A 13,352-nucleotide genomic window follows, 5' to 3' on the forward strand; every position below is an offset into this window, starting at 1 on the left:
CCTGTCGGAATCCGACTTGTCATCAGTCGGGTTTGTGACTTCTCTCTCGACAGTACCGCGGGTGGACGGAGTGTGAGGGAACCTGTGGGAGGCTCCGCGCATGGTTCTGGAAGTCGCTGAAATCAAGATCACCCCCGGCCAGGAGCAGGCGTTCAAGGAGGCGTACCTCACCGCCCGCGAGCTCGTGAAGGTCTCCCCCGGTCTGCGCACGATGCGCATGACGCAGGGCGTCGAGAACCCGAGCCGCTTCGTGCTCCTCATCGAGTGGGACTCCGTCGAGGCCCACGAGCAGGGCTTCCGCGACACCGACCGATTCCCGAAGTGGCGCGAGGCCATCGGCCCGTTCTTCGCCGAGCCCCCGTTCGTCGAGCACGTCGAGGACGTCGACTAGGGGGCTTCGTGAACGGGTCCTCGGTCCTCCTCTTCGGCTGCGGCAAGGTCGGCGTGCGCCTCGGCGGGGCGCTGATCGCGTCGGGGCACCGGGTGTTCGCGGTGCGGCGCCGCATCGAGGCGCTGCCGGAGGCGTTCACGGGCATCGCGCTCGACTACCGCGAGCCCTTCGCCGCCGCGCTCCCCGAAGTGGACGCGATGGTCGTCACGCTGACGCCGGACCGGGCCGAGCGGGACTCGCCGGACCTGACGACCCCGCTGCACCGGCTGGCGGCAGCGCTGCCGGTGCGGCCGCGGCGGGTGGTGCTGGTGTCCTCGACCGGGGTGTTCTCCGGCGACCCCGGCATCCGGCCGCTCACCGAGGACGACGCGCCGCGGCCGCGGAACGCGCGCTCGCAAGCGCTCCTGGACAGCGAGGACGAGGCCCGGCACCTGTTCGACGCGGTCGTGGTGCGCCCCGCCGGGATCTACGGTCCGGGGCGCGAGCATCTGCTCCGGCAGGTGGCGCGCGGCGCCGTGATCGACCGCGAGCGGCGCACCAACCGCGTCCACGAGACCGACCTGGTGCGGGCGCTGCACGAGTTGGTGCGGTCCCCGGAGCCGCCGCGGACGCTGCACGCGGTCGACGGGCGTCCGGCCTCGCTCGGGGAGGTCACCGACCACATCGCGCGCCGCCTCGGGGTCCCGGCGCCGCCGGCGTCGGACGCCGGACCGAGCGGGCACGTCGTCTCGGGCGAGCGCTTCGCGTCGTTCATGGGGACGCTGGCGTACCCCGACTACCGGTCGGGGTACGACGAGATCATCGCGTCCGGCGGCGTCGAACGCTGGCGATGACGGGCCCGCGCCGGAGCGGGCGGGCCCGCTGCGTCAGCCTCCGGCCTGCTCGATCTCGCGGAGCTCGCGCTTGAGGTCGGCGATCTCGTCTCGGTAGGCCGCGGCCAGCTCGAAGCGCAGTTCCCTCGCGGCCGTGAGCATCTGCTCGTTCCGCTCGTCGATCTGCTGGAGGATCTCGGAGCGGACCTTGCCCGCGCCCTTGGTGTTCGCGGCCTTGCCGCGCACGGGGCGCTCGGCGGCGACGAGCTTCGCGGTCTCGGCCGCGGAGTCGTACAGGTCCTCCATGATGTCGCCGATGCGCTTGCGCAGCGGCTGCGGGTCGATGCCGTGCGCCTGGTTGTAGGCGACCTGCTTCTCGCGGCGGCGGTCGGTCTCGTCGAGCGCGGCCTTCATCGAGTCGGTGAGGTTGTCGGCGTACATGAGGACGGTGCCCGAGACGTTGCGGGCCGCGCGGCCGATCGTCTGGATGAGCGAGGTCGCCGACCGCAGGAAGCCTTCCTTGTCGGCGTCGAGGATCGCCACGAGGGACACCTCGGGCAGGTCCAGGCCCTCGCGGAGGAGGTTGATGCCCACGAGGACGTCGTAGTCGCCGCGGCGCAGCTCCCCCAGCAGCTCGATGCGGCGCAGGGTCTCGACCTCGGAGTGCAGGTAGCGGACCCGGATGCCGTTGTCGAGGAAGTAGTCGGTGAGGTCCTCGGCCATCTTCTTGGTGAGGGTGGTCACCAGGACGCGCTCGTCCTTCTTCGCGCGCTCGCGGATCTCGTGCATGAGGTCGTCGATCTGGCCCTTCGTGGGCCGGACCTCCACGTGCGGGTCGACCAGGCCGGTCGGGCGGATGACCTGCTCGACGAACTTCCCGCCGGTCTCGGCGAGCTCCCACTTGCCGGGGGTCGCCGAGAGGTACACGGTCTGGCCGACGCGGTCGCGGAACTCGTCGAAGCGCAGCGGCCGGTTGTCCTGGGCGCTGGGCAGGCGGAACCCGTGGTCGACGAGGTTGCGCTTGCGGGAGGCGTCGCCCTCGGACATGGCCCCGATCTGCGGGACGGTCTGGTGGGACTCGTCGATGATCGTGACGAAGTCGGAGGGGAAGTAGTCGAGGAGGGTGTGCGGCGGCGATCCGGCGGGGCGGCCGTCGATGTGCCGCGAGTAGTTCTCGATGCCGTTGCAGGTGCCGGTCTGCTTCATGTTCTCCAGGTCGAACACGGTGCGCATGCGCAGCCGCTGCGCCTCCAGGAGCTTGCCCTGGCCTTCGAGCTCGGCCAGGCGTTCCTCCAGCTCCACCTCGATGTCGCCGATGGCGCGCTTCATGCGGGCGTCGCCGGTGGCGTAGTGGGAGCCGGGGAAGATGAGGACCCGGTCGACCTCGCGGATGACGTCGCCGGTGATCGGGTGCAGGTAGTAGAGCCGGTCGATCTCCTCGCCGAACATCTCGATCCGGATCGCCAGCTCCTCGTAGGCCGGGATGATCTCGATCGTGTCGCCGCGGACCCGGAACGTGCCGCGGGTGAAGGCGATGTCGTTGCGGGCGTACTGGACGTCCACGAGGCGGCGCAGCAGCTTGTCGCGGTCCCACTCCTGGCCGACCGAGACCTCGGTGGCCTGTTCGAGGTACTCGGCGGGCGTGGCGAGGCCGTAGATGGCCGAGACAGTGGCGACGACCACGACGTCGCGGCGGGTCAGCAGCGAGTAGGTGGCGCGGTGGCGCAGGCGCTCGACCTCCTCGTTGATCGAGGCGTCCTTCTCGATGTAGGTGTCGGTCTGGGCGACGTACGCCTCGGGCTGGTAGTAGTCGTAGTAGGAGACGTAGTACTCGACGGCGTTGTTGGGCAGGAGCTCGCGGAACTCCTTCGCGAGCTGCGCGGCCAGGGTCTTGTTGTGGGCCATGACCAGGGCGGGCCGCTGGAGCTTCTCGATCAGCCACGCGGAGGTGGCCGACTTGCCGGTGCCGGTGGCGCCGAGGAGCACGGTGTCGCGCTCGCCGCCGCCGACGCGCTCGGCCAGCGCCGCGATCGCGGTCGGCTGGTCTCCGGAGGGCTGGTACTCGCTGACCACCTCGAAGCGCCCGTCGGCGCGGGGAATATCGAATGCCACGGCCCAACGGTAACCCCGGGGTCCGACACTCCTGGGCTCCGGCGGTGACTTTTCCGGTTCCGACTCGTTGGTCCCTGCGTGAGCTCCACTACCTCGATTCCATTCAGATCGGCCCTGCTGTGGGTCGTCGCCATCATCGCGACCGTCGCCGTGGCCGGCTGGTTCGCCGTCTCGTGCAGTCCGGGCGGGTCGCAGGCCGAACGGCCGGTCAGCGAGGAGGAGGCGGCGCTGCTGGCGGGCATGCGCGAGAAGAACCACGACGCCGCGCCGGTCGCGCTGCGCATGAGCCTGCCGGTGGACGGCGAGACGCTGACCGTGGACGGCTACCTGGACTGGCAGGTCCCGATGGCGTACGCGCGCGTCCCGGACGGCGAGGGCGGGTTCCGCCTGGTCCAGGCGGTGCCGGGCCTGATCGCGAGCCGCGCGGACGACGAGGCCGCGTTCGGCGAGGTCCGCGTCCCCGAGGACGGGTGGACGACCCGCGCGATGCTCTCGGGCGCGGGGACGCAGCTGGAGACGACGCTCGACATCCTGGTGTCCTCGCTGTTCACGCTGACGGCCGAGCAGGCCGACGACCCGGCCGCGCTGGCGGAGGCCGCGACGTGGCGCGAGGAGGGGGTCATCGACGGCGAGTCGGTGGACTCGTTCCGGGCGCCGATCATGGTCGAGACCGACGCGCAGGCCGGGGAGGCGGCGGGTGCTGCGCCCGAGGCGCTGTACTCGCTCGACGGCGAGGGGAACCTGCGGCGCTTCCAGGTGAACACGGGCGCGGAGGCCCTGTCGGCGGTGGACTTCCTGCGGGACGTGTCCTTCGACGCCGCAGGGCTGGTGCCGAACGACATGCTCGGGGGCGCGCGGATCGCGCCGGAGCCGGTCGACGAGGACCTGGCGGAGACGCTCGCGGAGCTGCGGGCGGAGAACTGGTCGGAGTCGGCCGAGGTCGAGATGGCCGTGCCGGTGGCCGACGGGCAGGCCGCGACCGGGTTCGGGTCGGTCGACTGGCGCTCGATGACGGCGTACCTGCACGTGACGGACGCGAGCGGGCAGCGGCTGCTGCTGGCGCGGCCGGGCGGGTTCGCGACCCTCGCGGTGGAGGACGGCGAGCTGCCCGAGACCCCGCCGACGGAGGGCTGGGAGGTCCACGAGCTGGCCGGGGAGGACACCGCCGAGAGCTTCGGCCCGGTGGAGTCGCTGGTGTACCGGCTGCTGGAGATGGCGGCCGAAGAGGGCGACGACGAGGACGTGATCGCCGAGCGGGCGTCGCTGCTGCGCGTCGACGGCACCGAGGAAGATCCGGTGTACGTGGTGGAGTTCCCGGTCAACGGGGACGCGGAGGCCGAGCCGGGCCGCTCGGCGTACCGGTACCACGTCGCCGACGACCGCCTGTCCGAGGTGGAGATGATGACCTACTACGGGGTCGCGAGCGCCGAGGTGGCGTACGAGGACTACCCGATGGTGCCGGTCCCGGCCGGCGTCGAGGAGCGCATCGGCTGAGCCGTGGGACGACGCGGGGCCCGGTCATCGGACCGGGCCCTTCGCGTTCGTGCGGGTCAGACCGCGCGCTGCGCCTCCAGGCGCCTGAGCGTCGCGAACAGGTGGGTGCGGGCCTCCTCGGGGAGCTCGCGGTTCTCCACCCATTCGAGGAGGAGCTTGTACGCGGCGCGGACGCGCAGGAGCACCAGTTCGGCCGCCGCGGTGATGCGGCGGATCCACAGGGTGTCGGGCGAGCCGGCGATCTGCCACAGGACCTCGACCGCGGCGGTCCGGTTCACCTGCGACCAGTGGCGGACGGCCTCGATGCGGACGCCGAAGCTCACCTCGGGGTCGGTCGCGAGCGCCTTGGTGGACTCCTCGGCGTCGCGCGGGGCGAGCGGCTTGAGGGCGACGGCGGCGCGCAGGCGGCATTCGGCGTCGCCCGCGGCCCTGGCGATGAGCAGGATCGCGAGGCGCTGCTGGGTCTCGTCGGCGATGAGCCGGGCGGCCTTGAGGCGCGCGAAGGGGTCGTTGGCGGCGTCGAGGGCGAACAGGAACAGGGCCTCGACGGCGGCCTCGGGGTCGCAGCGGCGGTACTCTTCGGCCATCGCGAGCCGGTGGCCCTGGTCGAGGTAGCGGTCCTGGATGGTGTTGCGCAGCGTCCAGCGGGAGACCTCGTCGGCGCCGGGGCCGTGGGCGAGGTCGTGGACGGCGCGGTCGCGGTCCTCGCTGTCGTGCTTGGGGTCGAGGATCGCGGCCCGGGCGTCGCGCTGGACGTCGCGGGGGTCCTTGATCCTGGTGTCGATGTGGCGGCATTCGGACCGGGCGGAGCGCCGGCCGAGGCCGATGAGGCCGAGGACGCCCGCCGCGGGGCGGCGCTTGGCGTGTCGGGAACGGTCGCCGGGCCTGCCGGCGGGGGCGGACGGACCTTGCCGTGAATCCATTGTGGTGGCGTTGCCTTCTCTACTCGGTCAAGCCGACCCGAACCGGCCCGCACCCTCTCGGTGCCGGTGCCGATTCGCGATGGGAGCCGCGGAACGGGCGGTCGAACGGGGACCGAACGCGACTGTTCAGCGTATCAGAATCGGACACCGCACGTCATACCAGCAATTCCGTCACCTTATTGCTACTAATGGTCACCGCGGGGCGGACGCGGACGCGACCGGGCCCGCGGCGGTGCCGCGGGCCCGGTCGTGTCGGTTGTGGATGGTCAGCAGAGCGGCGCGTGCCAGCCGTGCTCCTCGGCCCAGCGGTTGGCGCGCGGCCAGCCCTCGGCCTCGAACCAGGGCTCCTTGGCCTCGGCGTACTCGGTGACCGAGTCGGCCTTCGCCGCCAGCACGCCCTTCGCCTGGGCGTAGTCGGCCCGCGCCTGCGGGTCGGCGCGGAGCCAGTCGCGGAACAGCAGCGCGAACCGCTGCCCGGGCGTGTCGATCGAGCGGAAGTGGAGGTGCGCGATGTTCCCGGGGTCGGCGTAGCCGTAGAGGCGCTTCTCCCACATCGCGATGTCCGGGAACTCGGGCTTGGGCGAGTCGAACTTGACCCCGCCGTAGAACCCGGCGTCGCCCAGGGCGTCCTCGAAGGCGTCCACGACGTGCAGGGACACCACGGTCACCTGGATGTCGATGACGTCCTTCGCGGGCACGCCCGCGACCGCCGTGGAGCCGACGTGGTCGATGCGGACCGCGCTCGGGCCCATGACGCGGCGCAGGCGCGCGGCCAGGTGCTCGAAGCGGCGGAACCAGGCCGGGTCGGACTCGACGAACTGGAGCTTCTCGGGCCGGCGCTCGGCGTGCCCGTGCCGGAGGTTCTCGGCGAAGGGCTTGATGCGCTCGTCCCACAGCAGCGCGACGCGCCGCTGGAGCTCGTGCACGTCGTGGTCGTTGTGGAGGACGACGTCGCACACCTCGCGGCGGTCGGCGTCGGACGCCTGGGCGTCGATCCTGCGGAGGGCGTCGGCGCGGTCGAGGCCGCGCGCGGCGAGCCGTTCGAGCCGGAGCTCTCGCGGCGCTTCCACGGCTATGTTCAGGTGGAAGCCGGGCGCCTGGCCGGTCTCGGCCAGGAGCGGGATGTCTTGGACGACGATGGCGTCCTCGGGCAGGGCATCGGTGAGCTCGCGGGCCCGGGCGCGAACGCGAGGGTGGACGATCGCCTCGAGTTCGGCGCGCGCCGGCGCGGACTCGAAGACGACGGCGGCGAGTTTCGCGCGGTCGAGCGCGCCCTCCGGGGTCAGGACCCCGGGGCCGAAGCGTGAGACCACCGCGGCGAGGCCCTCCGTGTCGGGGGCGACGACTTCGCGGGAGAGGGCGTCGGCGTCGATGACGCTCGCCCCCAGCTCCGACAGCTGCTTCGCGACCGTGCTCTTACCGGCTCCGATGCCACCGGTCAATGCGACTTTAAGCACAACTAAAACACTACCCGCCCCAGGCGAACGGCCTGGGACGGGCAGTGGTCTGTCAGTTGAAAGAGTGACAGCTGCTAGTTGCCGGCGAGCTTCTCGCGGAGAGCCGCGAGCGCCTCGTCGGTGGCCAGCGTGCCCTGGGGCTCCGCCGGGGCCGACTTCTTCTCGGAAGTGGCCTTCTTGGCGCCCTTGTCGCCCTTCGGCGCGGCTTCGCCCTCGGCGGGCTTGGCCGGAGCCTCGGTGATGACGCGCTCGGCGATCTGCTTGCCGTGCTCCTCCCAGCGGGCGCGGGCCTCGGCGTACTGCCGCTCCCACTCCTCGCGGGCCTCGTCGAAGCCCTCCACCCACTCGCCGGACTCCGAGTCGAAGCCCTCCGGGTAGATGTAGTTGCCCTGGTCGTCGTACTGCGCGGCCATGCCGTACAGCGTCGGGTCGAACTGCTCCTCGTTCTCGACGTAGGCCTCGTTGGCCTGCTTGAGCGACAGGGAGATCCGGCGACGGTCCAGGTCGATGTCGATGACCTTGACCATGGCGTCGGAGCCGACCTTGACGACCTGCTCGGGCACCTCGACGTGGCGCTCGGCCAGCTCGGAGATGTGCACGAGGCCCTCGATGCCGTCCTCGACGCGGACGAACGCGCCGAACGGGACGAGCTTCGTGACCTTGCCGGGCACGATCTGGCCGATCGCGTGGGTGCGGGCGAACTGGCGCCACGGGTCTTCCTGGGTCGCCTTCAGCGACAGGGAGACGCGCTCGCGGTCCAGGTCCACTTCCAGGACCTCGACCTCGACCGGCTGCCCGACCTCGACGACCTCGGACGGGTGGTCGATGTGCTTCCAGGACAGCTCGGACACGTGGACCAGGCCGTCGACCCCGCCGAGGTCGACGAAGGCGCCGAAGTTGACGATCGAGGAGACCGTGCCCTTGCGGACCTGGCCCTTCGCCAGCTGGTGCAGGAACTCGGTCCGAACCTCGGACTGGGTCTGCTCGAGCCAGGCGCGACGCGACAGGACCACGTTGTTGCGGTTCTTGTCGAGCTCGATGATCTTGGCCTCGAGTTCGCGGCCCACGTACGGCTGGAGGTCGCGCACACGGCGCATCTCGACCAGCGATGCGGGCAGGAAGCCCCGCAGGCCGATGTCGAGGATGAGACCGCCCTTGACCACTTCGATGACAGAGCCGCGGACGACGCCGTCCTCTTCCTTGATCTTCTCGATGGTCCCCCACGCACGCTCGTACTGCGCGCGCTTCTTCGAGAGGATCAGACGGCCTTCCTTGTCCTCCTTCTGGAGGACGAGGGCCTCGACGTGGTCGCCCACTGAGACGACGTCTTCAGGGTCGACGTCGTGCTTGATCGACAGCTCGCGCGAGGGGATGACGCCCTCGGTCTTGTAGCCGATGTCGAGCAGGACTTCATCCCGGTCGACCTTGACGACGGTACCTTCGACGATATCGCCGTCGTTGAAGTATTTGATGGTCGCGTCGATCGCGGCGAGGAGTTCCTCGTCCGAGAACGTTTCTTCGACCGTGGTGCTGTTCTCAGCGTTGCTCGAGGTGGCCTCGATGCTGCTCGTCATGTGGGCTGGTGCTCCGGATACGTATCAATCGTGGGCTCGCGCACGCACCCTGGCCGGACGCGCGCACTCGCGGTTCAGTCCCGGGCTGCCCTTGCCGCCGGCGGCGTCCTGCTCCATTCTGAGGACGCGGACAAGCCCAGGCCAGTCCAGGTTACCGTGCGCGATAATCCCGCGCCAGTCCGGGCCGGGGACCGGTGTCGATCGACACCGCTAATGGGCGGCCGCCTCCCACGACGCGCCGAAGCCGGCGGACACCGTCAGGGGCACGGCGAGCGTGGCGGCGTTCGACATCTGCTCCCGCACGAGCGCTTCGAGCCGCTCCGCCTCACCGGGTGCGACCTCGCACACGAGCTCGTCGTGGACCTGGAGCAGCACCCGCGAGTCGAGCTTCGCCTCGCGCAGCGCGCGGTCGACCCCGAGCATCGCGGTCTTCATGATGTCGGCCGCACTCCCCTGGATCGGGGCGTTCAGCGCGGCGCGCTCGGCGATCTCGCGCAGCTGCCGGTTGTCCGAGGTGAGGTCGGGGAAGTAGCGGCGCCGGCCCATGATCGTCTCGGTGTACCCGGTCTTGCGGGCCTCCTCCACGACGCGGTGCAGGTAGTCGCGGACCTTCCCGAAGCGGGCGAAGTAGTCGTCCGAGAGCTGCTGGGCCTCGGCGTTCTCGATGCCGAGCTGCTGGCTGAGCCCGTACGTGGACAGGCCGTACGCCAGGCCGTAGGACATGGCCTTGATCTTGCGGCGGTGCTCGGCCGAGACCTCGCCCAGCGGGACCCCGAAGACCTTCGCGGCGACGGCCGAGTGGATGTCCTCGCCCGCGATGAACGCCGAGATCAGGCCCTCGTCGCCGGTGAGGCTCGCCATGATCCGCATCTCGATCTGGCTGTAGTCGATCGTCATCAGCGACTCGAAGCCGTCGGAGACGACGAACCCGGCCCGGATCGCGCGCCCGGCCTCCGAGCGCACCGGGATGTTCTGGAGGTTCGGGTCGGCCGAGGACAGGCGCCCGGTGGCGGCCACGGTCTGGTGGAACGTGGTGTGGATGCGCCCGTCGGTCTGGATCGTGGCGCGCAGCGTCGCGACGATCTGCTTGAGCTTCTCCACGTCGCGGAAGCGCAGCAGCTGCTCCAGGAGCGGGTGCCCGGTCTTCACCAGAAGCTGCTGGAGCGCCTCGGCGTTGGTGGTGTACCCGGTCTTGGTGCGCTTGGTCTTGGGCATGTTCAGCTCGTCGAAGAGGATCTCCTGGAGCTGCTTGGGCGAGCCGACGTTGAACGGGCGGCCGACGATCTCGTGGGCCTTGTCGGTGGCGTCCTTGGACTGGGCGGCGAACCCGGCCTCGATGTCGGCGAAGTGGCCCTCGTCGGCGGCGATCCCGGTGATCTCCATGCGCGCGAGGACGCCGATGACCGGGAACTCCAGCTCGTCGGCGAGCACCGCCTGGTGGCGCTGCTCCAGCCGCTCGGCCTGCACGGCGGCGAGTTCGGCGACGACCGCGGCGGCGGCGCAGTCGGCGTTCACGCGCGCGGTGTCGTCGTCTCCGGCGGTGAGCGAGGCGTCGCTGAACAGCGCGCCGTCGTCGGCGGGCGAGGCCGCGGCGGCGAGCTCCTGGCCGAGGTACTGCATCGCGAGGTCGCCGAGCGCGTACGAGCGCTGCTCGGGCTTGAGAAGGTACGCGGCGATCATCGTGTCGGCCTTGAGGCCGGCCGGCTCGGGCCAGCCCGCGGCGTCGGCGCCCCACAGGAACGCCTTCGCGTCGTGCACGAGCTTGGGCTTGGAGGCGTCGGCGAGCCAGGTCGCCCACGTCTGCTCGTCCTCGGCGTCGAGCTGCGAGGGCTCGAACCACAGCGCCTGGCGGTCCTCGGCCAGCGCGATCGTGTCGAAGGACCCGGCGCCGGAGGCGAAGCTGCCGGTGAAGGCGATCGCGACGTCGCCGGTGCGGGCGGCGAGCCAGGCGTCGAGTCCGCCGGGGACGAGCGCGGCGGAGTCGACCTGCGCGGTCTCGGCGACGGGCGCGACGATGGCGCCGACGGCCTTGTCGGCGAGGTTGGCGTTGAGGCGGTCGCCGAGGGCGCGGAACTGGAGGGCGTCGAAGAGCGCGTTGGTCTCGGCGACGTCCCAGCCCTCCCATCGCAGGTCGGCGACGGTGCGTTCGAGTTCGACGTCGGTGACCAGGGCGTTGAGGCGGTGGTTGCGCAGGACGTCGTCGAGGTGGTCGCGCAGGCTCTGCCCGGCCTTGCCGGTGATCTCGTCGGCCTTGGCGACCAGGCCGTCGAGGGAGCCGTACTTGACGATCCACTTGGCGGCGGTCTTGGGGCCGACGCCGGGGATGCCGGGGAGGTTGTCGGCCTTCTCCCCCACGAGCGCGGCGAGGTCGCGGTAGTGCCCGGGGGTGACGCCGTACTTCTCCTCGACGGCCGCGGGCGTGTACCGGGCGAGCTCGGTGACGCCCTTGACCGGGTAGAGGAGGGTCACGGTGTCGTTGACGAGCTGGATGGCGTCGCGGTCGCCCGAGGAGATGAGGGTGGTGAGGCCGGCGGCCTCGCCCTGGGTGGCGAGGGTGGCGATGATGTCGTCGGCCTCGAAGGTCGGCTTGCTCAGCCACGTGATGCCGAAGGCGTCCAGGAGCCGCTGGATGATCGGGATCTGGCTCTTGAACTCCTCGGGGGTCTCGCCGCGCCCGTCCTTGTAGGCGGGGTACTCGTCGGTGCGGAACGAGTGCCGCGAGACGTCGAAGGCGACCGCGATGTGCGTGGGCTCCTCGGCCTTGAGCAGGTTGATGAGCATGGACGCGAAGCCGTAGACGGCGTTCGTGACTTGGCCGTCGTCGGTCGCGAACTTCTCCGCCGGCAGGGCGAAGAACGCGCGGTAGGCCATCGAATGGCCGTCGATCAGGAGCAGGCGGGATTGCGAAGCGGTCACGCTCCTGAGCCTATCGAGTGGGTGCGACAGGATCGGGGCAAGTCCGCGACGGCGTGGCCCGCGAATGCCGGAGGGCCCGCGACCGGTGCGGTCGCGGGCCCTCCGAGTGCTCGGTGCGCCTACTCGGCGTCCTGGGCTTCCTTCTGCTCGGCCTCGGCGATGACGCGCTCGGCGACGGCCCGCATGGACAGGCGGTGGTCCATGGCGGCGCGCTGGATCCAGCGGAACGCGTCGGGCTCGGGCATGCCGTACTGGGTCATGAGCAGGCCCTTGGCGCGGTCGACGAGCTTGCGGACCTCCAGGCGCTCGGTGAGGTTCTCGACCTCCTTCTCCAGGGCGGTCATCTCGGCGAAGCGCGTGAGGGAGAGCTCGATGGCGGGGACCAGGTCGGACTTCTGGAAGGGCTTGACCAGGTAGGCCATGGCCCCGGCGGAGGTGGCCCGGCTGATGAGGTCGCGCTGGGAGAAGGCGGTGAGGATCACGACCGGCGCGATGCGCGCGGAGACGATCTTCTCGGCGGCCTGGAGCCCGTCCATGATCGGCATCTGGATGTCGCAGATGACCAGGTCGGGCAGGTGCTCCTGGGCGAGGCGGACGGCGGCTTCGCCGTCGGCGGCCTCGGCTACGACCTCATAGCCCTCCTCGGTGAGCATCTCGGCCAGGTCGAGGCGGATGAGCCCCTCGTCTTCGGCGATGAGCACGCGCTTGCGCGGCTCCTCGGCGGCCTTGCTCGTCATGCGGGTCCGTACCTTTCGTGCGCGTCTGGACGGTGCGGCGTGCGCAGTGGTGGCACGTCCGGACGCTAGCTTAGCCGCCGCGTGTTACGTCCGCACGCTCCTATGCCGAGCGTTTCGGACGGCAGGGCCGAAACGTGAGGCGCGCAACCCCTCACGCGGGGCGGTCGGCGCCGCCGGGGAGGTCCGCCATGAGGGCGTCGAGCAACGGGATCTCGGCGCGCTGCTCGGGGGTGAGGCGGTCCTTGTGGAGGCCGTGGGGGCGGCGGGTGCGGGGGCAGCGGATGATCCGGGTCGGGGTGACGATCAGGTCGACGCGGAAGTCGTGGGGCTCCTCGGGGAGCGGTTCGTCCAGGACCTGGAGGTCGTGGACGGTGGTGGCGATGACGGTGCGGTCGTCGATGAGTCCGGCCTCGGTGAGCATCCCGTACTCGATGTCGGCGTAGCCGCGGCCCTTGCCGATGCGGGCGCCTTCGCGGTTGACGGCGACGGACCCGGAGACGACCAGGTCGAGGCGCTGCATGGCCTCGGCGCCGACGAGGAGGCTGTGCGCCTCCGCGGCGTCCCGCGTGGCGGCCTCCTCGGGCGTGTAGCTGGGCAGCAGCGAGTTCAGGAGGTAGAACGGCTGGTCGAGGGCGAGCTTCGGCACGGCCATGTAGGTGGCCTTGGAGGCGGCCAGCGCGAGGGCGCGGACGGGGTGCTGGGCCTTGTCGGGGTTGACCTTGGCGGCGTTGGCGGTGCGCCACTGGTCGGTCGAGGCGAGGAGCTTCGCGGCCTCGTCGGCGCCGTGGAAGCGGGGTATGTGCCCGGCCGGGTCGCCGTCGACGGCGCCTTGGCGCGCGAGCAGCGTCCACACGCGGTGTCGAATCTCATCCTTCGCTTGCGCCGACGACATTCGGGTCTCCTCAACGCCCAGGGGTGTGCGCCTCCAGGCTCCCA

Annotated in this window: 10 protein-coding genes; 3 read left to right on the forward strand and 7 right to left on the reverse strand. The window is 70.9% G+C overall.

All coding sequences use genetic code 11. The features are described 5' to 3' along the window. The first annotated feature begins 100 nt into the window (after window positions 1–100). On the forward strand, window positions 101–391 hold the full coding sequence (locus BLS99_RS00705; protein ID WP_091041825.1) for an antibiotic biosynthesis monooxygenase family protein: 291 nt from the start codon (window positions 101–103) through the stop codon (window positions 389–391). Window positions 392–399: 8 nt separating this feature from the next. Continuing rightward, window positions 400–1,224: a sugar nucleotide-binding protein gene (locus tag BLS99_RS00710; protein ID WP_091041829.1), complete on the forward strand. Its 825-nt coding sequence runs from the start codon at window positions 400–402 to the stop codon at window positions 1,222–1,224. A gap of 33 nt (window positions 1,225–1,257) precedes the next feature. Here the strand turns inward: BLS99_RS00710 and uvrB are convergent, their stop codons facing one another. Continuing rightward, window positions 1,258–3,315 carry an excinuclease ABC subunit UvrB gene (uvrB, locus tag BLS99_RS00715; protein ID WP_091041832.1) on the reverse strand — a complete coding sequence of 686 codons (2,058 nt, stop codon included), beginning with the start codon at window positions 3,313–3,315 and terminating at the stop codon, window positions 1,258–1,260. Between the two features lie 78 nt (window positions 3,316–3,393). On the opposite strand from uvrB, the gene BLS99_RS00720 reads away from it, so the two are divergent. Further along, on the forward strand, window positions 3,394–4,809 hold the full coding sequence (locus tag BLS99_RS00720) for a hypothetical protein (protein ID WP_091041835.1): 1,416 nt from the start codon (window positions 3,394–3,396) through the stop codon (window positions 4,807–4,809). Window positions 4,810–4,865: 56 nt separating this feature from the next. Here the strand turns inward: BLS99_RS00720 and BLS99_RS00725 are convergent, their stop codons facing one another. The 6 genes from BLS99_RS00725 to BLS99_RS00750 all read right to left on the reverse strand — a co-directional run bounded on the left by BLS99_RS00725 (window position 4,866) and on the right by BLS99_RS00750 (window position 13,308). Further along, window positions 4,866–5,732, reverse strand: a complete 867-nt coding sequence (locus BLS99_RS00725) for a hypothetical protein (protein WP_091041839.1) — start codon at window positions 5,730–5,732, stop codon at window positions 4,866–4,868. 266 nt (window positions 5,733–5,998) lie between these two features. Beyond that, window positions 5,999–7,189: a dephospho-CoA kinase gene (gene coaE / locus BLS99_RS00730; protein WP_091041843.1), complete on the reverse strand. Its 1,191-nt coding sequence runs from the start codon at window positions 7,187–7,189 to the stop codon at window positions 5,999–6,001. Between the two features lie 74 nt (window positions 7,190–7,263). Continuing rightward, on the reverse strand, window positions 7,264–8,763 hold the full coding sequence (gene rpsA / locus BLS99_RS00735; RefSeq protein ID WP_091041845.1) for a 30S ribosomal protein S1: 1,500 nt from the start codon (window positions 8,761–8,763) through the stop codon (window positions 7,264–7,266). 210 nt (window positions 8,764–8,973) lie between these two features. After that, window positions 8,974–11,679 carry a DNA polymerase I gene (polA, locus tag BLS99_RS00740; RefSeq protein ID WP_245712120.1) on the reverse strand — a complete coding sequence of 902 codons (2,706 nt, stop codon included), beginning with the start codon at window positions 11,677–11,679 and terminating at the stop codon, window positions 8,974–8,976. Between the two features lie 119 nt (window positions 11,680–11,798). Further along, complete coding sequence (locus tag BLS99_RS00745; RefSeq protein WP_091041848.1) at window positions 11,799–12,416, reverse strand: ANTAR domain-containing response regulator; 618 nt, start codon at window positions 12,414–12,416, stop codon at window positions 11,799–11,801. Between the two features lie 151 nt (window positions 12,417–12,567). Further along, window positions 12,568–13,308, reverse strand: a complete 741-nt coding sequence (locus BLS99_RS00750) for a 5-formyltetrahydrofolate cyclo-ligase (protein ID WP_091041850.1) — start codon at window positions 13,306–13,308, stop codon at window positions 12,568–12,570. Between the last annotated feature and the right edge of the window lie 44 nt (window positions 13,309–13,352).

The sequence above is a fragment of the Glycomyces sambucus genome, from assembly GCF_900102815.1.
Classification (GTDB): domain Bacteria; phylum Actinomycetota; class Actinomycetes; order Mycobacteriales; family Micromonosporaceae; genus Glycomyces; species Glycomyces sambucus.